The sequence below is a fragment of the Streptomyces sp. CB01373 genome, assembly GCF_002803075.1.
Lineage (GTDB): Bacteria > Actinomycetota > Actinomycetes > Streptomycetales > Streptomycetaceae > Streptomyces.
The window spans coordinates 1-22,946 of the sequence record NZ_NNBK01000029.1; the positions used below are offsets into that span (position 1 = coordinate 1).

Sequence of the window (22,946 nt, forward strand, 5' to 3'; positions counted from 1 at the left end):
TGGCCGGCATGGGCCTGGCCCTGAAGGACAGCCCGCCCGGATTCGACCCGACCGCCGCCGCCTTCGACGCGGACGACAACGGGAACACGGGTTTCGTGGAGCCCGACCAGTACTGAACGCCGCGCCAGGCCTGTGGGGAGCCGGCCACGGCCGGCTCCCCACAGGCCCCCCGGCGGAGGAGCGGTGCACCACACCACGGACCCCGCCGGTGCCGCGGCCATCCCGGACTCACTCCTTCGCGACCCGACGCCGGTTCGGAAAACCGCTCGACCGGCCGAGTCGGAGTCGTCATGATCCGCACTCGTGACGACTCCGAAGCAACTCCTGGTCAGCGCCGGCGCCCGCAACAACGCTGAGTGGTGCGCAGCGATGAGCCGATCGCACGGCTTGGCCGGCGAGTTCGGGGCACAGGCTTGGGCCGCCCCGTCCCGCACACCGCTCTACTACCCCGACGCGGTGACGCTGGCGCCGGGCGCCGACCGGACCGCGCTGGCGGCCCGGATAGACACCACCGCACCCGGCGCCACCGTGAAGGACAGTTTCGCCGACCTCGACCTGACGGGGATCGGTTTCCAGGTGTTGTTCGAGGCGCAGTGGATCCACCGCCCGGCAAGTGCGCCCGCTCCCGCGTCGGACCTCGCCTGGGCCGTGGCGGACGACCCCGACAGGCTGCGCGCCTGGGCGCTCGCCTGGGCGCTCGCCTGGGACGACGGGGACGGCCACGCGGACCTCTTCCAGCCCGCACTGCTCGAGGACCCCGCCACCTTCGTGCTCGCCGGACACTCCACCGATGGCCAAGTGGTCGCCGGCGCGGTGGCGAGCCACAGCCACCACGTGGTCGGGATCTCCAATCTATTCGCGCTGGACGGCGGCCCCGACGCGGCCTGGCCGGTGGTACTGGACGCAGTGCACAGCCTGTTCCCCAACTTCCCAGTGGTCGGCTACGAGCAGGGTGACGACCTGGCGGCAGCCATCCGCCACGGCTTCGAGCCGGTCGGTCCACTGCGGATCTGGCTGCACGGCCAGTAACTGGACCGTTCCCGGGCCACCCGGCCCGGGAACTGCCACGCCCGGTGAACAACGCCGCTCAGCGAAAGGTCCGCGCCCGCGTCGAGCACGTACTGGGCCGGATGCGGTGCCGCCGCACCCCTCCAGGCCCGCAGCAACGCGGGCCGGACAGGGTGCGGCGGCAGCCGTCGGTCAGATGTCCCGGAACGTCTCGATCTGTGCCCCGATCGAGTTCAGTCGCTCCGCGAGGTCCTCGTAGCCGCGGTTGATGACGTAGACGTTGCGCAGGACCGACGTGCCCTCCGCGGCCATCATGGCCAGGAGGACGACCACGGCGGGGCGCAGGGCCGGTGGGCACATCATCTCGGCTGCGCGCCAGCGGGTGGGGCCTTCGACCAGGACCCGGTGGGGGTCGAGGAGTTGCAGGCGGCCGCCCAGGCGGTTCAGGTCCGTCAGGTAGATCGCGCGGTTGTCGTAGACCCAGTCGTGGATCAGCGTCTTGCCCTGCGCTGCGGCCGCGATCGCCGCGAAGAACGGGACGTTGTCGATGTTCAGGCCGGGGAACGGCATCGGGTGGATCTTGTCGATCGGCGCCTCCAGCTTGGAGGGCCGTACGGTGAGGTCCACCAGCCGGGTGCGGCCGTTGTCGGCGAAGTACTCGGGCGAGCGGTCGTGGTCGAGGCCCATCTCCTCCAGGACCGCGAGCTCGATCTCCAGGAACTCGATCGGCACCCGGCGCACCGTCAGCTCCGACTCGGTGACCACGGCTGCCGCCACCAGGCTCATCGCCTCGACCGGGTCCTCGGAGGGCGAGTAGTCGACGTCGACGTCGATCTCCGGCACACCGTGCACGGTGAGCGTCGTCGTGCCGATGCCCTCGACCCTGACGCCGACCACCTCCAGGAAGAAGCACAGGTCCTGGACCATGTAGTTGGAGGAGGCGTTGCGGATGACCGTCACGCCGTTGTGGCGGGCCGCCGCCAGCAGGGCGTTCTCGGTCACGGTGTCGCCGCGCTCGGTCAGCACGATCGGGCGGTCCGGGCGCACGGCGTGGTCCACCACGGCGTGGTACTGGCCCTCGGTCGCGGTGATGTCCAGACCGAACCGGCGCAGCGCGATCATGTGCGGCTCGATGGTCCGCGTACCGAGGTCGCAACCACCCGCGTAGGGCAGCTTGAACTGGTCCACCCGGTGCAGCAGCGGCCCGAGGAACATGATGATGGACCGCGTACGGCGGGCGGCCTCGGCGTCGATGGCGTCCAGGTCGAGGTCGGCCGTCGGCACGATCTCCAGGTCGGTGCCGTCGTTGATCCAGCGGGTGCGCACGCCGATGGAGTTCAGCACCTCCAGCAGGCGGTACACCTCCTCGATCCTGGCGACCCGGCGCAGCACCGTGCGCCCCTTGTTGAGCAGCGAGGCGCACAGCAGCGCCACGCACGCGTTCTTGCTCGTCTTCACGTCGATCGCGCCGGAGAGCCGGCGGCCGCCCACCACCCTCAGGTGCATGGGGCCCGCGTAGCCCAGCGAGACGATCTCGCTGTCCAGGGCTTCACCGATGCGGGCGATCATCTCAAGGCTGATGTTCTGGTTGCCCCGCTCGACGCGATTGACGGCGCTCTGGCTGGTGCCGAGTGCCTCGGCCAGCTGTGCCTGCGTCCAGCCCCGGTGCTGTCGGGCGTCACGGATGAGCTTGCCGATGCGTACGAGGTAGTCGTCTGCCATGAGGTTGAGGTTATCTCAGATATGAGATGGCGCTTCCTGGGGGGTCCATTCGGGTGATGAACCGTCAGTGGCGCCCGGACCGACGGGTTCGAGCTTGTCGGGGAGGTCCGGGTTTCGCGGGTATGCCGGGTGTGCCCCTCGGGTGCGGCCCTCGGCGTGTCCCTGGCGTGCGTCCATCGGCTGCACGCGGCGGCGCCCATTGGCGGCGTGCGGCGTCCGGCGTGCGGCGTGCCCGCGTCTCCGTGCTGCGCGGCGTGTCGGCGTGATGCGCGGCGTTCCCGTGCCGCGCACGGCGGTCCCGCGCGGTCCGCGGCGCGTCAGTGCGGTGCGCGACGCCCCGCGTATCCCGCCCCGCCCCCCTCTCCGCCCGGTCCGCGCATGACCATCCGGCCCCCATGTACTAGAGTTATCTCGACATCGAGATATCTGCCGGGGTGCACCACAGCCGCCACTCGGTAAGGGTGACCTAACTTAGCCGTACCTTACTGGATCGGCCGAGTCGCCGTGGCGGCAGGATCGTGGTGGTAGGCGCACATGAATGAAGGAGACTGTCGTGTCGGCGAACAGCTTCGACGCCCGCAGCACGCTGCAGGTGGGCGACGAGTCGTACGAGATCTTCCGGCTTGACAAGGTCGAGGGCGCGGCCCGACTGCCTTACAGCCTGAAGGTGCTGCTGGAGAACCTGCTCCGCACCGAGGACGGCGCGAACATCACCGCCGACCACATCCGTGCCCTCGGCGGCTGGGACTCCCAGGCCAAGCCGTCGCAGGAGATCCAGTTCACGCCGGCCCGCGTGATCATGCAGGACTTCACCGGCGTGCCCTGCGTCGTGGACCTCGCCACCATGCGCGAGGCCGTCAAGGAGCTCGGCGGCGACGCGGCGAAGATCAACCCGCTGGCTCCGGCCGAGCTGGTCATCGACCACTCCGTCATCGCCGACAAGTTCGGCACCAACGACGCCTTCAAGCAGAACGTCGAGCTGGAGTACGGCCGCAACAAGGAGCGCTACCAGTTCCTGCGCTGGGGCCAGACCGCCTTCGACGAGTTCAAGGTCGTCCCGCCCGGCACCGGCATCGTCCACCAGGTGAACATCGAGCACCTGGCCCGCGTGGTGATGGTGCGCGACGGCAAGGCGTACCCCGACACGCTCGTCGGCACCGACTCGCACACCACCATGGTCAACGGCCTCGGCGTCCTCGGCTGGGGCGTCGGCGGCATCGAGGCCGAGGCCGCCATGCTCGGCCAGCCGGTCTCCATGCTCATCCCGCGGGTCGTCGGCTTCAAGCTGACCGGAGTGCTGCCCACCGGCACCACCGCCACCGACCTGGTGCTGACCATCACCGAGATGCTGCGCAAGCACGGCGTGGTCGGCAAGTTCGTCGAGTTCTACGGCGAGGGCGTGGCCGCGACGAGCCTGGCCAACCGCGCCACCATCGGCAACATGTCGCCGGAGTTCGGCTCCACCGCCGCGATCTTCCCGATCGACGACGAGACCATCAAGTACATGCGCCTGACCGGCCGCCCCGAGCAGCAGCTCGCGCTCGTCGAGGCGTACGCCAAGGAGCAGGGCCTCTGGCTGGACCCGAACGCCGAGCCGGACTACTCCGAGAAGCTCGAGCTGGACCTGTCCACCGTCGTGCCGTCCATCGCCGGCCCCAAGCGCCCGCAGGACCGCATCGTCCTGGCCAACGCCGCCGAGCAGTTCAAGCAGGACGTCCGCAACTACGTCGACAGCGTCGACGAGGCGGGCGTGGAGTCCTTCCCGGCCTCCGACGCCCCGGCCATCCACCCCAACGGCGCCCCGACCAACCCGGTCCCGGTCACCGCCCCCGACGGCACCACCTACGAGCTGGACCACGGCGCGGTCACCGTCGCGGCCATCACCTCCTGCACCAACACCTCCAACCCGTACGTCATGGTCGCCGCCGCGCTGGTGGCCAAGAAGGCGGTGGAGAAGGGCCTGACCCGCAAGCCGTGGGTCAAGACCACGCTGGCGCCGGGCTCCAAGGTCGTCATGGACTACTACGACAAGGCCGGCCTGACCCCGTACCTGGACAAGCTGGGCTTCAACCTCGTCGGCTACGGCTGCACCACCTGCATCGGCAACTCCGGCCCGCTGCCGGAGGAGGTCTCCAAGGCGGTCAACGAGCACGACCTCGCGGTCACCTCGGTGCTGTCCGGCAACCGCAACTTCGAGGGCCGGATCAACCCCGACGTCAAGATGAACTACCTGGCGTCCCCGCCGCTGGTCGTCGCCTACGCCATCGCCGGCTCCATGAAGGTGGACATCACCCAGGACGCGCTCGGTGTCGACCAGGAGGGCAAGCCGGTCCACCTGGCGGACATCTGGCCGTCGGAGGCCGAGGTCAACGACGTCGTGGCCAACGCCATCGGCGAGGACATGTTCTCCAAGTCCTACTCCGACGTGTTCGCCGGTGACGCCCAGTGGCAGTCGCTGCCGATCCCGACCGGCAACACCTTCGAGTGGGACACCGAGTCCACCTACGTCCGCAAGCCCCCGTACTTCGAGGGCATGACGATGGACCCGGCCCCGGTCGAGGACATCGCCGGCGCCCGGGTGCTCGCCAAGCTGGGCGACTCGGTCACCACCGACCACATCTCGCCGGCCGGTGCCATCAAGGCCGACACCCCGGCGGGCCAGTACCTCACCGAGCACGGCGTCGAGCGCCGCGACTTCAACTCCTACGGTTCCCGCCGCGGCAACCACGAGGTGATGATCCGAGGTACGTTCGCCAACATCCGCCTGCGCAACCAGATCGCGCCGGGCACCGAGGGCGGCTACACGCGCGACTTCACGCAGGACGGCGCGCCGGTCTCCTTCATCTACGACGCCTCGCGCAACTACATCGAGCAGGGCATCCCGCTGGTCGTCCTGGCCGGCAAGGAGTACGGCTCCGGCTCGTCCCGCGACTGGGCCGCGAAGGGCACCGCGCTGCTCGGCGTCAAGGCCGTCATCGCCGAGTCCTACGAGCGCATCCACCGCTCGAACCTCATCGGCATGGGCGTTCTGCCGCTGCAGTTCCCGGAGGGCGGGACGGCCGACTCCCTCGGCCTGACCGGCGAGGAGTCCTTCACCATCACCGGCGTCACCGAGCTCAACGACGGCAGCACGCCGAGCACCATGAAGGTCACCACCGACACCGGTGTCGAGTTCGACGCGGTCGTCCGCATCGACACCCCCGGTGAGGCCGACTACTACCGCAACGGCGGCATCATGCAGTACGTGCTGCGCAGCCTGATCCGCAAGTAACGGATCCCGCAAGGCAGTTGGGCCGCATCCCCGGCAACGGGGGTGCGGCCCTCCCTCTTTCTCCCCAGGCGTTTACAGCCGCCGCCGTCCACGCTAGCTTTCACTGGCAAGCGAGGTGGGAGCGCTCCCATGACGGTGGACCGGAACCCGTCGTCCCTGGGGGTCTCCCACCTCGCCCCCGGTGCTGCCGGCTTGTGCGACACCGTGGTGCGACAACGTTGTCGTGATTGGTCTGTACATGACTTTACTGGGTGACCGTGCCCGGCGACAACGATGTCAGCACTTCGCGCCGGGACTTCGCCCGCGTGAGCGCAGCGTCGGCACGGAGCGCGCCCGCGCGCCCGTACGCGGTCTTCCGTGACACCACCGGCGCGCGCTACTGTCCCCGAGGCTTGTGCGACCCGTGGTGCGCGACCCGTCCGAAGGAGGGGCCGCGTCATGCGTTTCCGTCCCATGTCCCTGCTGCTGGCCGCGGTGCTCGCGACCGGCGGCGCCACCCCTGCCCTCGCGGCGTCCGCCGCGCCACCGGGACCCGGTCCCGCCCTGGTCCAGGACGCGACCGCGTACGTGGACCCGCTGATCGGCACCAGGAACGGCGGCAACGTCTTCCCGGGCGCCGTCGCCCCGTTCGGCATGCTCTCCTTCAGCCCCGAGAACACCCGCGGCGACGCCACGAGGACGGCCGCGCCCGGCGGCTACCAGTACGACGCGACCCGCATCCGTGGCTTCAGCCTCACCCACATGTCCGGCACCGGCTGCGCGGGCGGCAGCGGCGACATCCCCTTCTTCCCGTACGCCGGGAAGGTCACCACCTCGCCGGCGAGCGACACCAAGGACGCCGTCTACGCCTCCGACTTCCGCCACTCCGACGAGACCGCCGAGCCCGGCCACTACAAGGTGGGCCTCGCCTCCGGAGTCACCGCCGACCTCACGGCCACGGCCCGCACCGGCTCGGCCCGCTTCACCTACCCCGCCGACCAGCCCGCCTCGCTTCTCATCCGTACCGCCAACTCCGAGGTGGGCTCGACCGGTTCGTCGGTCACCATCGACCCGGCGAAGGGCACCGTCTCCGGCTCCGTCACCTCCGGGAACTTCTGCGGCTACCTCGACCCCGAGGGCCGGCGCGCCTACTACACCCTGTACTTCACCGCCCACTTCGACCGTCCCTTCAAGGCGACGGGCACCTGGCAGGACGACAGGCTGAACCCGGGCGCGACCTCGGCGACCGGCGGCACGGGCGGCTTCGCCGACGGTGGCAGGCCCGTGGCGGGCAAGGGCGCCGGCGGCTACGTCGAGTTCGCGCCCGGCACCGGCCCGGTCGGCGTCAAGGTCGGCATCTCCTACGTCAGTCAGGCCGGCGCCGAGGCCAACCTGGCCGCGGAGAACCCGCCCCAGCGCTCCTTCGACGCGGTCAGGGACGCTGCCCGCCGCGCCTGGCGGGACCGACTGCGCGCGATCCGCGTCGGCGGCGGCACCGAGGGCGAGCGCACCACCTTCTACACCGCGCTCTACCACGCCCTGCTGCACCCGAACGTCATCAGCGACGCCGACCGCCGATACCGCGGCGCCGACGACAAGGTGCACACCGTGGGCCGCGGCCACCAGGCCCAGTACGGCACCTTCTCCGGCTGGGACCAGTACCGCGACCAGGTGCAACTGCTGACCCTGCTCAGCCCGGACACCGGTTCGGACATCGCCCAGTCCCTGTACGAACTGGCCGGCCAGAACGGCGGTGTCTGGGACCGCTGGCTGCACGGCGCGAGCGGCACCCACGTCATGAACGGCGACCCCTCGCCGACCGCCCTCGCCGGCATCCACGCCTTCGGCGGCACCGGCTTCGACCTGAAGGGGGCCCTCGCCTCCCTGGTGAAGGCGGCGACCGTGCCGACCGAGCGGGACCTGTCCCCGGCGGGCAAGCCGGTCCTGTCGGCCGGCCAGCGGCCCTCCCTGGACAAGTACCTGAAGCTGCACTACATGCCGTCCGTCTCCAACGCCTGGGGCGGCGCGGCCGAGACGCTGGAGATGTCCACGGCCGACTTCGCCCTGTCCCAACTCGCCGACGCGGCCGGGCAGAAGAAGACCTCCGCCGCCTTCGCGGAGCGCGCCCAGTGGTGGCAGAACAACTTCAACGTCGCGGCCCACTCCTCCGGCGGCTACATCGCCAACCGCAAGGCCGACGGCAGTTGGGTCACCGGCTTCACCCCGGACACCGGCAACGGCTTCGTCGAGGGTTCGGCGGCCCAGTACACCTGGATGGTCCAACACAACCCGGCCGGCCTGTTCGCGGCGATGGGCGGCCGGGAGACGGCGCTGGCCCGCCTGGACGACTTCTTCCACAACGCCGGCGGCGACTGGGCGTTCACCGGCAACGGCGGCGCCAAGTCCGAACTCGACAACGAGCCCTCGATCAACGTCCCCTACCTGTACGACTACGCGGGCGCGCCCTACAAGACGCAGGAGACCGTCCGCGCGGCCATGCGGCAGCTGTGGACCACACAGCCGGGCGGCATCCCCGGCAACGACGACCTCGGCGCGATGTCCGCCTGGTACGTCTTCTCCGCGCTCGGCATGTATCCGCAGGTGCCTTCCCGCGCCGAACTCGTCCTGGCCTCACCGCTGTTCGAGCGGATCGACATCCAACGCCCGCACGGCAGGGACATCTCCGTGCGCGCCACGGGAGCGGCGGCCGGGTCCCCGTACGTCCGGTCCCTGAAAGTGAACGGCCGGGCGAGCGACCGCCCCTGGCTGCCGGCGAGCTTCGTCCGTGACGGCGGACGGCTCGACTACACCCTCTCGGCCACCCCGGACCGCACCTGGGGCAGCGCCGCGTCCGCCGCCCCGCCCTCCTTCCGCCAGGGCGAGCAGCCGTACCAGCTCGGTGTGGGCCCCACCGCGGCGACGCTCGCGCCCGGAGGCAGCACGACGATCGGGGTCCGCGCCCTCTCCCTGAACGGCGGCCAGGGCCCCGAGGTGCGCTTCAGCGTCCGCACCCCGTCCGGTGTCACGGCCACCCCCGCCGAGGGCACGGTGACCGACGGCGCCCGGCAGATCACGCTCACCGCCGCCCCGGACGCCGCACAGGGCTTCTACGACGCGCAGGTCACGGTCACCTCCGGCAGCCAGTCCTACGAGCAGCCGGTGTCCCTGACGGTGGCGGCCCCGGGCAGCCTGCTGGCCGCCTACGACAACACCGGGATCTCGGACGACGAGGGCGAGCACGACGAGGCCGACTACGACGGGGGCGGCTGGAGCTACTCCCGCCAGGCCCTCGCGGCGGCCGGCCTGACCCCGGGCGGGCAGGGCACGGTGAGCGGCCTGTCCTTCACCTGGCCCAACTCGCCCAGCGGGCGCCCGGACAACGCCTCGGGAGCCGGCCAGAGCATCGAACTGAGCACGCCCGCTTCCCGGTTGTCCTTCGTCGGCAGCGCGGTCAACGGCAACCAGCAGACGAAGGCCACCGTCACCTACACCGACGGCACCACGGGCACCGTCGACCTCTCCTTCACCGACTGGACCGTCGGCGGAGGCGGCGGCACCGTCCAGTTCGGGAACACGGTGGTGGCCAGGACCGCGTACCGCAACGTCGCGGGCGCGGACCAGGACAAGGTGACCACCTACGTCTTCGCCACCGCGCCGTACGAGGCCCCGGCGGGCAAGCGGATCAGCGGCGTGCGGCTGCCCGGCAACGCCGACCTGCACGTCTTCACCGTCGCCACGGGCTGACCGGTCCGCCGGGCGGCAGGAAGGGGCGGGCCCGGCGGGCCCGCCCCTTCCTCATGCCGGATGCCGTGAGCGCGTCAGGCCAGCAGCTCCACCTCCGCCAGCGTGGAGGTGCTGTCCAGGACCAGGCGGTACTGCTCGTACATGCTCGGCGAGGCGATCGTGAAGGGGCGGGTCTGCTTGTTCCAGGCGAAGGACTCGCCGGAGCGCTTGTCCACCGTCTTCCAGGTCTTGCCGTCGGTGGAGGCCTGCAGCGTCCAGCCGGTCGGGGCCTTGGTGCGGTCGGCCGGCGAGGTCAGGGTGTACTGGACGGCCTTGACCTTGCCGGACACCGGCAGGTCCACCGACGTCACGGTCGTCTCCGTGGCCGACGTGTCGTCGAACAGCGGTCCGTCCCCCTTGAGGACGTCGGACCGCGGGGACGGCACCTTGTTGCCGGTCGTGACCGACTCCGGCGCCGCGCTCTTCCCGGTGCCCCAGGACGACGGTCGCGGACCCATGTCGAACTCCAGGGTTCCGCCCTTGGCGAGGAGGGAGTGGGGCAGGCTCGTCGAGTTCCACGCCTTGCCGTCGAACCGCACGCCCTGCACGTACACGTTCCGCGCGCTGTTCTTCGGCGCCTTGATCACCAGGTCGCGGCCGTTCTCCAGGTGCACGGTCGCCTTGGTGAACAGCGGGGAGCCGATGGCGTACTCGCCGCTGCCCATGACCAGCGGGTAGAAGCCGAGCGCGGAGAAGACGTACCAGGCCGACTGCTCGCCGTTGTCCTCGTCACCGAGGTAGCCCTGGCCGATCTCGCTGCCCACGTAGAGCCGGGAAAGCACCTCGCGGACCTTCGCCTGGGCCTTGGCGGGCTGCCCGGCCGCGTCGTACATGTACAGCACGTGGTGGGCGGGCTGGTTGGAGTGGCCGTACTGGCCCATCCGCACGTCCCGCGCCTCGGTCATCTCGTGGATGACACCGCCGTAGGACCCGACGAACTCCGGGCCGGCCGTCTCGGGAGTGGCGAAGTAGGTGTCCAGCTTGTCCGCCAGACCCTTCTGCCCGCCGTACAGGTTCGCCAGGCCCCGGCTGTCCTGCGGCGCGGTGAAGGCGTAGCCCCAGCCGTTGGTCTCCGTGTAGTCGTAGCCCCACACACGCGGGTCGTACTTCGACGGGTCGAGGCGCCAGTCGCCCTGGGTGGTGCGGCCCTGGAAGAAGCCGATCCGCGAGTCGAACAGCTTGACGTAGTCCTGGGCGCGGTTGAGGAAGTACTCCGACTCCTCCTTGTAGTGCTTCTCGCCCGTCTTCTTGTAGAGGGCCTCGCCCATCTTCGCGATGCCGTAGTCGTTGACGTAGCCCTCCATCGCCCAGGACAGGCCCTCGCCGGTGGCGGTGCTGGTGTAGCCGAGGAAGGGCGAGGTGGCCATGCCCTTACGGCCCACGCCCGAGGACGTCGGTACCACCGTCGCGTTCTTCACGGCCGCTTCGTACGCCGTCTTCGCGTCCATCGACACGCCCTTGACGTAGGCGTCCGCGAAGGCCACGTCCGAGGAGGTGCCGGTCATCAGGTCGGCGTAGCCCGGGGAGGACCAGCGGGCGGTCCAGCCGCCGTCCTTGTACTGCTGTACGAATCCGTCGACCATCTCGCCGGCCTGACCGGGGGTCAGCAGGGAGTACGCGGGCCAGGTGGTCCGGTAGGTGTCCCAGAAGCCGTTGTTCACGTAGACCTTGCCGTCCACGATCTTCGCGCCGGTCTGCGTCGGGGTGCTCTGGCCGGACGCCGGGGAGAACGGGGAGGCGTACAGGTCCTTGCCGTCCACCTTCTCGGAGCCCGAGTTCGGGTACAGGTACAGCCGGTACAGGTTGGAGTAGAGCGTGGTCAGCTGGTCGGGCGTGGCGCCCTGGACCTCGATCTTGCCGAGCAGCTTGTCCCAGGACCGCTGGGCGGCCGCCTTGACGGCGTCGAAGGAGGTGCCGTCCGGGATCTCCTGGCGCAGGTTGTCCTTCGCCTGGTCGATGCCGATGAGGGAGGTGGCGAGGCGCAGGGTGACCGTGCGGTCCTTGCCCGCGTCGAGGCGTACGGAGCCGGTGACGCCGGTGGCCGAGCCGCTTGTCACGGGCTTGTCGAAGACGCCGTAGACGAACAGCCGGGTAGCGCCGGTGGACAGCCCGGACTTCACGTCCGAGTAGCCGGTGACGACGCCGTGCGCGGTGTCCAGGGTCAGACCACCCTGATTGGTGACGTTGTCGAAGATCACGCTCGCGTCGTCGCCCGGGTAGGTGAAGCGCAGCGCGGCGGCGTGGTCGGTCGGCGCCATCTCCGCCGTCAGACCGTTCTCGAAACGCACCCCGTAGTAGTACGGCCGCGCCGTCTCGTTCTCGTGCCGGAAGGCGAGGGCACGGGCGGTGCGGCCGGTGTCCGGGGTGCCGGCGGCGGACGGCATGATCTGGAAGGTCTGCCGGTCACCCATCCAGGGGCTCGGCTCGTGGCTCGCGCCGAACGCCTGGAGGGTCGGGAGGTTGTCGTCGTTGTTCGCGTGCGCGTACTCGTACAGCCAGCTCTGCGAGGACGCGTTGGTCACCGGCGTCCAGAAGTTGAAGCCGTGCGGCAGCGCGGTCGCGGGGAAGTTGTTGCCGCGCGAGAAGCTGCCGCTGGAGTTGGTGCCGCGGGTGGTCAGCGCGTAGTCGGACAGGTGCGCCTTCGGCTTCTCCTGCGGCGCCTCCTTGATCACCACGTCGTCCAGCCAGCCGCGGAACTTCGCGGGGCCGGTGGGGGAGTCGTAGGCGAGCAGGACCCGGTCGATCGTCTTGCCCGCGGCGACCGAGCCGATCCGGGAGGCCACGTTGTTCCACTGGTTGACGTACAGCGTCTTGGCCGCGCCCTGGCCCTGCGGGCTGAGGGTGAAGCCGTGCTGGTCGGTCGCGCCCAGGCCGCTCAGGTAGGTGCCGTCGGTGAAGGCGAGGTCGACGGCGACGTTGGTGGCGTCGTAGTCGCGGTCGCCGTCGGCCATCGACGGGTAGACGCGGTACGACAGTTGCGTGTCGGGCAGCACCTTGACGTTGACGTCGAAGACCTTGTTGTACGAGTACGCCCGGCCCTGCGCGGTGTGCCGGCCCGCGTAGCGCAGGGCGCGCTTGCCGGTGTAGCCGGCGCCGGACTTCGCGGTCGGGGAGCCGCTCGGGCCGCGGTCGACGAGGGTGAGCATGTCCTGCGGGACGGGATCGCCGTCGCCGCCGGTGGAGAACTGCACCTCGGCGAGCTGGAGTATGCCCGAGGCGCCGTTGTTCTTCGTGACGTCGAGCCGGAAGTGCTGGTACTGGGCCGGCTCGGCCAGGTCGAAGGTCCTGGTCTGGAACCGTTCGGAGAACTTCTCCCCGGCACGGGTGTCGAGGGTCTTCCAGTCCTTGCCGTCGGTGGACCCCTTCAGGGTCCAGTCCTTGGGGTCGCGTCCGTCGAAGTCGTTGGCGGACGTGAGGGCGTAACGGGTGATGTTCACCGGCTTGTCGAAGTCGAACTCGACCCAGCCGGTGTCCTCGAAGGCCAGCCACTTGGTGCCGGGCTCACCGTCGATGAGGTTCTCCTTCACCTCCCCGCCACCGGTGTTCTCCGCGCTGGCCCGTACCTCGGTGATGTGGTCGTCCACATTGCCGGGGATGCCGGTGCTGTAGCCGCCGTCCACGCCCGAGGCGCGCTTGCCGCCGCCCTTGGCGGTGTCGACCGTGTTCAGCCAGTCCGGCGCCGGGTCGCCGGCCTCGAACGAGGAGCTGAACTCCCGGCCGACGGCCGGGGGCTTGCCGGGCAGGGCGACCGCCGCCCCCTGCGAGCCGGCTGCCGTGACGAAGGCGGCCGTGACGACGACCGCCGGACCCCATCTGTGCCGTACTCTGCGCTGCATGCGCGGCGTCCCTCCCTGCGTTTCGGACAACGTTGTCAGCTCTGTACGCAAGGACCAGTAGGGAGCCAAGTGGCCAGTGATGTCAAGGGTGTTGGGTGTGGCATTCGGGCGCAAAGGCGCGGATATATCCGTCAACGGAAGCCCATGGGCGGCTCATATTCCGCGTGAGGTCTCAACTCGGAAAAGACCCGCGGCGAACCTTGCTTCTGATCTTGCTCCGCCGACCGGAAGTGGACTATACCTGTCGGCGTCCGCGCGACCATGAGACCGGCCGGAAGCGGACCCGGGGGAGTCGGAAAGGGTGGTTCGGCGCGTGAAACGCGTCCGCCTCCTTGTCTTCCGTCCGATCCCGGTGCGTGACGCACGACGTACTTCCTGCACGACCCAGCGTGACCCGACCGCGGTGCCGGGGAGGATCCGGTTCACCGCCTGAGTCCTGGAGAAGGCGAGGACTTGAGCATGGGATCCACTTCCGCCGAGAACCACGGAGGCGTCGGCCGCCGGGCCCTGATCAAGCGGTCCGCCGCACTCGGTCTGATCAGCGTTCCCGCGATGGGCTTCCTGTCCGCCTGCGCCAGTGGTGGCGGTGACGGCCAGGGCAAGGCCAAGGCGGGCAAGAAGACCGAGAAGAACCCGCTCGGCGTCAACGACACCGCGCAGATGGAATTCGTCCTCTTCGACGGCGGTTTCGGCAAGGAATACGCCGAGGACGCCGTGAAGATCTACGAGAAGGACTTCCCCAAGGCGAAGACCAAGTTCGCCGCCACCCAGAAGATCCAGTCGACGCTCCAGCCGCGCTTCAACCAGGGCAACCCGCCGGACCTCATCGACAACTCCGGCGCGGAGCAGATGGACATGGGCGTCCTCGTGGGCAAGAACCAGCTCGCGGACCTCACCCCGCTGCTGGACGCGGCGTCCTACGACGACCCGAGCAAGAAGGTCCGCGACACACTGCGCCCGGGCATCGTGGAGATGGGCCAGTTCGACGGCCAACCGGTGTGGATCCTGTACTACGCCTACACGGTCTACGGCGTGTGGTACTCGCAGAAGGCCCTCGACTCGCTGGACGAGCAGTACCCGGAGACCTGGGACGCCATGCTCAAGGTCTGCGAGAAGGCCAAGAAGAAGGGCATGGCCGGCTGGACGTACGCCGGCAAGTACCCCTACTACCTGCCCTTCTCGCTCTACCCGATGATCGGCAAGGTCGGCGGCCGCGAAGTCCTGGACGCCATCGACAACCTGGAGCCCAACGCCTGGAAGCACCCGGCGGTCAAGGCCTGCTTCGAGGCCTACTACGAGCTCTACCAGAAGGGTTACATCCTCAAGGGCACCCCGGGCCTGGACCACATCCAGTCGCAGACCGCCTGGGCCAAGGGCAAGGCGCTGTTCATCCCGAACGGCTCCTGGGTGGAGAACGAGTCCGCGAACGTCATCCCGGCCGACTTCGACCTGGCGGTCTCCGCGCCCACGGGCATCGACAGCTCCGACGAGATGCCGTTCGGCACCATCTGGGCGTCCGGCGGCGAGCCGTTCATCGTCCCGGCCAAGGCCAAGAACGCCGAGGGCGGCATGGAGCAGCTGCGCATCATGCTCAGTGAGGCCTCCTCGAAGAACTTCACCGCCAAGGTGAAGTCGCTCACCGCGTACAACGGCGGCACGGACGGCATCGACCTCACCCCCGGTCTGAAGTCCGGAGTCGCGGCGCTGGACAAGGCGGGCTCCAACGTGGTGAATCCGCGGCTCCAGGACTGGTACGTGCAGCTCCAGAAGGAGAAGATCGGTGTGTCCGGCATCGGCGAGATGATGGCCGGCCGGCTCACCCCCGCCGAGGCCATCAAGAAGATCCAGGGTTTCGCCGACGAGGCCGCCAAGGACCAGTCGATCAAGCACTACAAGCACCAGTAACTCCGAGGATCCGTCACCAGCGGTACCACCCGCCCAGAGATCGGGGTCGGCAGCAATGCAGCACGGCAAGTACCGGTTCATCGTGGGGTTCCTCGCGGTTCCCCTCGGGCTGTACGCGCTTTTCGTCGTCTGGCCGTTCATCCAGTCCATCTACTACTCGTTCACGGACTGGACCGGCCTGAGCCCCGATTTCCAGATGGTCGGCTTCGACAACTACCAGAGGATGCTCGACGACGACATCTTCTGGAAGTCGTTGCAGCACAGCCTGCTGTTCGCCCTGGTGCTACCGCTGGTGACGATCGGTCTGGCGCTGTTCTTCTCGTTCATGATCAATGTGGGCGGGCGGCGCCGCCGCGGCGGACCGGCGATCTCCGGCGTCCGCGGCTCCTCGTTCTACAAGATCGTCTACTTCTTCCCGCAGGTGCTGTCGATCGCGATCGTGGCCCTGCTGTTCGCCTTCGCGTACAACCCGGACAGCGGCGCGATCAACTCCGTGCTGCGCGGGATCGGGCTCGACAGCGTCCAGCCGCTGTGGCTGGGCGACCCGAACCTGGCGCTGTGGTGCGTGATGGCGGTGCTGGTCTGGTCCACGGTCGGCTTCTTCGTGGTCCTGTTCTCCGCCGGTATGGCCTCCATCCCGGCGGACCTGTACGAGGCCGCGCTGCTGGACGGCGCCAGCCGGTTCACCACCTTCTTCCGGATCACCCTGCCGCTGCTGTGGGACACCGTGCAGTCCGGCTGGGTGTACATGGGCATCCTCGCCCTCGGGGCGGAGTCGTTCGCGGTCGTGCAGATCATGACGACCGGTCCGGGCGGCCCCGACTACTCGACCACCGTCATGGTCCTGTACGTGTACCAGAAGGCGTTCCGTGACGGTCAGGCCGCCTACGCCACCACGATCGGCGTCGCGCTGCTCGTCGTCACGCTGGCCTTCGCCGCCGTCGTGATGCGGCTGGGCCGGCGCGAGCGGCTGGAGTTCTGACCATGAAAACGACCGAGACCCCCGCCCCCGTTCCGGCCGAGTCCGGAATCGGCGTCGCCACGGCCGGAGTACCGGCCCAGAAGCCGGGCGGGCGGAAGAAGGACGGCTCCGTCCTCAACGTCTTCTCGCACGGCATTCTGATCATCTGGGCGATCATGGTGGTCATGCCGCTGGTGTGGGCGGTGATGACGTCCTTCAAGGACGACAATTCCATCTTCAGCTCGCCCTGGGCGCTGCCCGACAAACTCCACTTCGACAACTGGGCGCGGGCCTGGACCGACGCCAACATGAGCTCGTACTTCCTCAACACCGTTCTGGTGGTGGGTGGTTCGCTCGTCGGCACCCTGGTGCTCGGTTCGATGGCGGCGTATGTGCTGGCCCGTTTCGACTTTCCGGGCAACCGCTTCATCTACTACCTCTTCATCGGCGGCATGAGTTTTCCGATCATGCTCGCGCTGGTCCCGTTGTTCTACGTGGTGAACAACATGGGACTGCTGAACACCATTCACGGTCTGATCCTGGTCTACATCGCGTATTCCCTGCCGTTCACGGTGTTCTTCCTGACCGCGTTCTTCCGGACCCTGCCGACCTCGGTGGCGGAGGCCGCCTTCGTGGACGGGGCCTCGCACACCCGGACGTTCTTCCAGATCATGCTGCCGATGGCCAAGCCCGGACTGATCAGCGTGGGGATCTTCAACTTCCTGGGGCAGTGGAACCAGTACATGCTGCCGACGGTGCTCAACACCGACCCGGACAAGCACGTGCTCACCCAGGGGCTGGTGCAACTCGCCGTGAGCCAGGGCTACAAGGGCGACTGGTCCGGTCTCTTCGCCGGACTGGTGATGGCGATGCTGCCGGTCCTCGCCGCGTACATCATCTTCCAGCGCCAGGTGGTACAGGGCCTCACTGCGGGCGCCCTGAAGTAACGTCCGGCACCGGGCCGCCGCCGCGCGGCCCGGCGCGCCTGCCCGCCCCCGTCCCGCCGTCCGCTGCCGCGGCGCGCGCGCCCGTTCTGCCGGCCCCCGCGACCCGCCTCGCGGGGCCGGTCCCGCCGTCCCGCGCCTGGCGTGGCCTCCCGCGAACGTCCTTGCGGGGCCGGGCTCGACGGCGCGCCGTCCGGCGTCACTGCCGCTGGCGTGCGTTGCCGCGAGGCTCCTGCGGTCTCCGCGAGCGGATTTGCTGGGCCGGGCCTGCGAGCCTGTCGCCCCGCATCGCCGCTGCTCGCGCGCGTTGCCGCGTAGCCGCGGTGTCGCGAAGCCGCGGTGTCGCGAGTCCCGTTCGGGCCCGGGCTCGCGGGCTCGCCGTCTCGCATCGCTGCCGCTCGCGGCGTTTTGTATCTCCTGCGGCCACCGCGGGTCGCCTTCGGGGGCCCTGCTTTCCGACCGGGCTGGCACTGGTCGGCCTCGTGCCTGTCGGGTCCGGCTCGCGGGCTTGCGGTCTCGCGCTGCTGACTCGTGCGTGTCGTCCTAGGGCGTGTTTCGAAGGTGGCGTCGTTCGCCCGGAGGGCGGGCCCCGCGGCGTCTGGTGCGTGCGATCGCAAGGCGGAGGGTCGCCCTCGTACTGGGTGTACGTGGGTGATCCCGACAACGCAGCGAGCGTGCGTGCCAGGCGTCGCGGGGCAGACGGCACTTTCGAAACACGCCCTAGTCCCGCCGGCCGCCCTCGTGAGCTGCCTTGTGGGGCCCCACTCGCGGGCATGTCAGCTCGACTTGCTGCGGCCTGCGGCGTCTTCCATCTCCCGCGGCCTCCGCGAGCCGCCTTCGGGGCCCTGCTCGCCGGCCGGCCTGGCAGCCGGTCGGCCTCGTGCCTGTCGGGCCCGGCGGGTCCGGCTCGCGGGCTTTCCGTCCGGCACTGCTGCCGCTCGCGGGGATGTCCCTGCTCCTTGCCGCCTTCGTGAGCCGCCTGCCCGGTCCTGCTCGCGGAGGCGGTTCGCGGCTGCCGTGCTTGGCGTCGGTCCGCCCCGTGCCCGCCGCGCCTGGCGTTCGCGCCGTGAGCGCCGCTTCGGGCGCCCCCCTGCGGGGGCGCGCGGGCTCGGGTCGTGCGCGGGCGCGTGGCACAGGCGCAGCTGTTTGTCCAAGGGGGCGGATACCGTTCAACCTCTTGACGGGAGGGGACCCGAACAGCTCAGCTTAGAGTTCACTAGTTGGACATGGACCGGGGCCTCGCTGATGCGGCCCCGCGCTCAGGAGGTCGTCGTGGAGACTCCAGGGTCGCAGTCATCGCTGCACCGAGCCAACCTGGAGCGGGTCGTACGTGCCGTGCGCCTTGCCGGATCGCTCACGCAGGCGGAGATCGCGCGGACCACGGGCCTGTCCGCGGCGACGGTCTCCAATATCGTGCGCGAGCTGAAGGACGGCGGAACGGTCCAGGTCACGCCCACTTCCGCGGGCGGCCGCCGGGCCCGCAGCGTCTCCCTGAGCGGAGACGCCGGCATCGTGATCGGCGTGGACTTCGGGCACACCCACCTGCGGGTCGCGATCGGCAACCTCGCCCACCAGGTGCTCGCCGAGGAGTCCGAGCCGCTGGACGTGGACGCCTCCTCGGCGCAGGGCTTCGACCGCGCGGAGGAACTGGTCAACCGCCTGATCGCGGCCACGGGCGTCGACCGTTCCAAGATCGCCGGCGTGGGTGTCGGCGTACCCGGCCCGATCGACGTGGAGTCCGGCACGCTGGGCTCCACGGCCATCCTGCCGGGCTGGACGGGCGTCAGGCCCGCCGAGGAGCTGCGGGGGCGCCTCGGAGTGCCGGTGCACGTGGACAACGACGCCAACCTCGGCGCTCTGGGCGAGTTGGTCTGGGGCAGCGGCCGGGGCGTGCGCGACCTGGCGTACATCAAGATCGCCAGCGGGGTCGGCGCCGGCCTGGTGATCAGCGGCAGGATCTACCGCGGCCCCGGCGGCACGGCGGGTGAGATCGGGCACATCACGCTCGACGAGTCCGGCCCGGTCTGCCGCTGCGGCAACCGCGGTTGCCTGGAGACCTTCACCGCCGCCGGGTACGTGCTCCCGCTGCTGCGGCCCAGTCACGGCACCGACCTGACCATGGAGGGCGTCGTGCGGCTGGCACGGGAGGGCGATCCGGGCTGCCGCCGGGTCGTCGCCGACGTCGGCCGCCACATCGGCAGCGGGGTCGCCAACCTCTGCAACCTGCTCAACCCCAGCCGGGTGGTGCTCGGCGGGGACCTCGCCGAGGCCGGTGAGCTGGTGCTCGGCCCGATCAGGGAGTCGGTCGGGCGGTACGCCATTCCCAGTGCCGCGCGCCAACTCTCGGTGCTTCCCGGCGCACTTGGCGGCCGCGCCGAAGTACTCGGCGCGCTGGCCCTCGCGTTGAGCGAGATGGGCGATTCAACCCTTTTGGACGGTACGCTCAACGCGGCTACTCCTGCCTTCACTTAGAGAACGGATGGCACCGTTGCCATCTCGTTAAGGATTTACTTCTTGACGTCGCACGCGCAGCCGAGTTGACTTCCAGCCACCTCGGCCGCAACGACGCGGCCTCGTCAGGGAGGTTTGAAGAAGTGAACACGCGTATGCGTCGCGCGGCCTTCGCCGTTGCTGCTGGTGCCATGGCCGTCTCGCTCGCCGCCTGTGGCAGCGCCAAGGAGTCCGGTGGCTCCTCGAAGTCGTCCGGCAGCGAGAAGAAGGGCGACGACATCAAGGTCGGCCTGCTCCTGCCGGAGAACCAGACCGCTCGTTACGAGAAGTTCGACAAGCCGATCATCGAGAAGCAGATCGCGGATCTGACGAACGGCAAGGGCAAGGTCGAGTACCTCAACGCCAAGCAGGACGCGACCCTCCAGGCGCAGCAGATCGACACGATGATCACCAAGAAGGTCGACGTGCTGATCCTCGACGCGGTCGACTACAAGGCCGTCGCCGCGGGCGTGAAGAAGGCCAAGGAGGCCGGCATTCCGGTCGTCGCCTACGACCGCCTCGCCGAGGGCCCGATCGCCGCCTACACCTCGTTCGACAACGAGGAGGTCGGCAAGACGCAGGGTGAGGCCCTGCTGAAGGCCCTGGGCGACAAGGCCAAGTCCGGCAAGATCGTCATGATGAACGGCGCCGTGACCGACCCGAACGCCGCGCAGTTCAAGAAGGGCGCCCACGACGTCCTCGACGGCAAGGTGAACGTCGGCAAGGAGTACGACACCAAGGAGTGGAAGCCGGAGAACGCCAACGCCAACATGGAGGGCGCCATCTCCGCCCTCGGCAAGGACAAGATCGTCGGCGTCTACTCCGCCAACGACGGCATGGCGGGCGGCATCATCACCGCGCTCAAGGGCGCGGGCCTCAAGACGCTTCCCCCGGTCACCGGCCAGGACGCCGAACTCGCGGGCGTGCAGCGCATCGTGACCGGCGAGCAGTACATGAGCGTCTTCAAGTCGTACCCGCAGGAGGCCGAGACCGTCGCCAAGATGGCCGTCTCGATCGCCAAGACCGGCAAGGTCGACAGCTCGCTGAACACGAGCACCGTCGACAGCGGTACCGACAAGGGCATCCCGGCGGTCATCGTCCCCGTCGTCTCGCTGACGAAGGACAACATCAAGGACACGGTCATCGACCAGGGTTACTACACCATCGGCGAGATCTGCACGGCCAAGTACAAGGCCGCCTGCGACAAGATCGGCCTGAAGTAACACCTCCGGGACCGCCCGAGCGGCGGTCCCGCCGACCTGCACGGGACACCGCGTCCATCGATCACGCGGACCCGTGTCGGCTCGTCCGGCGCCCTGCCGCCGACAGCCCCGCAGCACAACGGCGGGGCGCCGGACGGAACACCCCCCTCACTCCTCTTGTTTCAACCTCCCGCCGGGGTCAGGCTCGGGCGGCGAAGGAGATGGTTCACGTGTCCGCTACGCCCGTGCTGGCGTTGCGCGGGGTCTCCAAGCGATTCGGTGCTGTCCAGGCGCTCACCGACGTAGAGCTTGAGGTCCACGCCGGAGAGGTGGTCGCCCTCGTCGGCGACAACGGCGCCGGAAAGTCCACCCTTGTCAAGACGATCGCGGGCGTGCACCCCATCGATGACGGTGTCATCGAGTGGGAGGGCAAGCCCGTCACGGTCAACCGGCCGCACGACTCCCAGAACCTGGGCATCGCGACGGTCTACCAGGACCTCGCCCTGTGCGACAACATCGACGTCGTCGGCAACCTGTTCCTCGGCCGCGAGATCAAGCGCCGCGGTGTCCTGGACGAGGTCGAGATGGAGCGCCGCTCGCGCGATCTGCTCCAGACCCTGTCCATCCGCATCCCCAGCGTGCGCATCCCGATCGCCTCGCTCTCCGGCGGTCAGCGCCAGGTCGTGGCCATCGCCCGCTCCATGCTCGGCGAGCCCAAGCTGGTCATCCTCGACGAGCCGACGGCCGCCCTCGGCGTCGAGCAGACCGCGCAGGTCCTCGACCTCGTCGAGCGGCTGCGTGAGCGCGGCCTCGCGGTCATCCTCATCAGCCACAACATGGCCGATGTGAAGGCCGTCGCCGACAAGGTCGCCGTCCTCCGGCTCGGCCGCAACAACGGCGTCTTCGAGGTGAAGACCACCTCGCAGGAAGAGATCATCTCCGCCATCACCGGTGCCACGGACAACGCCGTGACCCGTCGTGCGGCGCGCACCAACGCGGAGGCTCAGAAGTGAGCATCGACAAGTCCCAGGCCGCTCCCGCCGACGCCCCCGTGGACGCGCCCGCCGTCGCGGCCGACGCCGCTCCTGCCGTCGACCCCCGTCTTCTCGTGCGCGAGCAGGGATTCGCCGGCTACCTCGGCGAGTTCAAGCGCAAGATGCGCGCCGGCGACCTCGGAGCCATCCCGGTCGTCATCGGCCTCATCGCCATCTGCGCGATCTTCCAGAGCCTCGACTCGGCCTTCCTGGGCGCGGAGAACCTCAACAACATCTTCGTCGCCATGGTGGCCACCGGCATGATGTCGGTCGGCATCATCTTCGTGCTGCTGCTCGGCGAGATCGACCTGTCGGTCGGCTCCGTCTCCGGTGTCTCCTCGGCGATCATGGCCGTGATGAGCGTCACCCACGGCGTGAACGAGTGGCTCGCCGTCGTCAGCGCCCTCGCGGCCGGCGCGGTCATCGGCGCCCTGCACGGCTTCTTCTTCGCCCGCATCGGTGCGCCCGCGTTCGCGGTGACCCTGGCCGGTCTGCTGTTCTGGAACGGCTTCATGCTCCAGGTCCTGGGCGCCAACGGCACGATCAACATCGACGGCGACGGCGTCGTCGGCAAGCTCACCACGTACTACTTCTCGGACGTGGCGGCCGCCTACCTCCTGGCCGTCGTCGCGGTCGCCGGGTACTTCCTGTCGGCCTTCTTCGGCAACCGCCGCCGCGAGGCCGCGGGCGTGCCGTCCCGCCCGCTGAGCGACATAGTGCTGCGCACCGTGCTGCTCGCGATCGCGGCGTTCGCCGTCGCGATCATGTTCAACCAGTACAAGGGCCTGCCGCTCGCGGTGCTGCTCTTCGC

General features: G+C 69.4%; 12 protein-coding genes and 1 pseudogene. 11 read left to right on the forward strand and 2 right to left on the reverse strand.

The window, feature by feature from the left end; all coding sequences use genetic code 11:
- Positions 1 to 116: pseudogene (locus tag CG719_RS37665) on the forward strand (DNA-directed RNA polymerase subunit alpha); the annotation flags it as partial.
- A 187-nt stretch (positions 117 to 303) separates the two neighbouring features.
- On the forward strand, positions 304 to 1,029 hold the full coding sequence (locus CG719_RS33705) for a hypothetical protein (protein ID WP_100572514.1): 726 nt from the start codon (positions 304 to 306) through the stop codon (positions 1,027 to 1,029).
- Positions 1,030 to 1,200: 171 nt separating this feature from the next.
- Here the strand turns inward: CG719_RS33705 and CG719_RS33710 are convergent, their stop codons facing one another.
- On the reverse strand, positions 1,201 to 2,730 hold the full coding sequence (locus CG719_RS33710) for a helix-turn-helix domain-containing protein (RefSeq protein WP_100572515.1): 1,530 nt from the start codon (positions 2,728 to 2,730) through the stop codon (positions 1,201 to 1,203).
- A 553-nt stretch (positions 2,731 to 3,283) separates the two neighbouring features.
- Between CG719_RS33710 and acnA the strand changes: the two genes are divergently transcribed.
- Positions 3,284 to 6,001 (forward strand): aconitate hydratase AcnA, encoded by a 2,718-nt coding sequence (gene acnA / locus CG719_RS33715; RefSeq protein WP_100572516.1) that lies wholly within the window; start codon positions 3,284 to 3,286, stop codon positions 5,999 to 6,001.
- A gap of 438 nt (positions 6,002 to 6,439) precedes the next feature.
- Positions 6,440 to 9,724, forward strand: a complete 3,285-nt coding sequence (locus tag CG719_RS33720; protein WP_100572517.1) for a GH92 family glycosyl hydrolase — start codon at positions 6,440 to 6,442, stop codon at positions 9,722 to 9,724.
- Between the two features lie 74 nt (positions 9,725 to 9,798).
- On the opposite strand, the gene CG719_RS33725 is transcribed toward CG719_RS33720, so the two are convergent.
- Positions 9,799 to 13,599, reverse strand: coding sequence for a GH92 family glycosyl hydrolase (locus CG719_RS33725; RefSeq protein ID WP_100572518.1), 3,801 nt, complete (start codon positions 13,597 to 13,599; stop codon positions 9,799 to 9,801).
- Between the two features lie 459 nt (positions 13,600 to 14,058).
- On the opposite strand from CG719_RS33725, the gene ngcE reads away from it, so the two are divergent.
- From ngcE to CG719_RS36935, 7 genes are all read left to right on the forward strand, one after another.
- Entirely contained in the window at positions 14,059 to 15,504 is a 1,446-nt protein-coding gene (gene ngcE, locus CG719_RS33730; RefSeq protein WP_100572519.1) for an N-acetylglucosamine/diacetylchitobiose ABC transporter substrate-binding protein, read from the forward strand.
- Between the two features lie 55 nt (positions 15,505 to 15,559).
- Positions 15,560 to 16,486: a carbohydrate ABC transporter permease gene (locus tag CG719_RS33735; protein ID WP_100572520.1), complete on the forward strand. Its 927-nt coding sequence runs from the start codon at positions 15,560 to 15,562 to the stop codon at positions 16,484 to 16,486.
- A 2-nt stretch (positions 16,487 to 16,488) separates the two neighbouring features.
- Positions 16,489 to 17,412 carry a carbohydrate ABC transporter permease gene (locus CG719_RS33740; RefSeq protein ID WP_100572521.1) on the forward strand — a complete coding sequence of 308 codons (924 nt, stop codon included), beginning with the start codon at positions 16,489 to 16,491 and terminating at the stop codon, positions 17,410 to 17,412.
- 1,269 nt (positions 17,413 to 18,681) lie between these two features.
- On the forward strand, positions 18,682 to 19,881 hold the full coding sequence (locus CG719_RS33745; protein ID WP_100572565.1) for an ROK family transcriptional regulator: 1,200 nt from the start codon (positions 18,682 to 18,684) through the stop codon (positions 19,879 to 19,881).
- 122 nt (positions 19,882 to 20,003) lie between these two features.
- A complete protein-coding gene (locus tag CG719_RS33750) occupies positions 20,004 to 21,122 on the forward strand; it encodes a sugar ABC transporter substrate-binding protein (RefSeq protein ID WP_100572522.1) in 1,119 nt (372 codons plus the stop codon).
- Between the two features lie 200 nt (positions 21,123 to 21,322).
- A complete protein-coding gene (locus CG719_RS33755) occupies positions 21,323 to 22,114 on the forward strand; it encodes an ATP-binding cassette domain-containing protein (RefSeq protein WP_100572523.1) in 792 nt (263 codons plus the stop codon).
- Positions 22,111 to 22,946, forward strand: an 836-nt coding sequence (locus CG719_RS36935) for an ABC transporter permease subunit (protein WP_442802767.1), incomplete at its 3' end; no start/stop codon positions are given. The genes CG719_RS33755 and CG719_RS36935, both read left to right, overlap by 4 nt.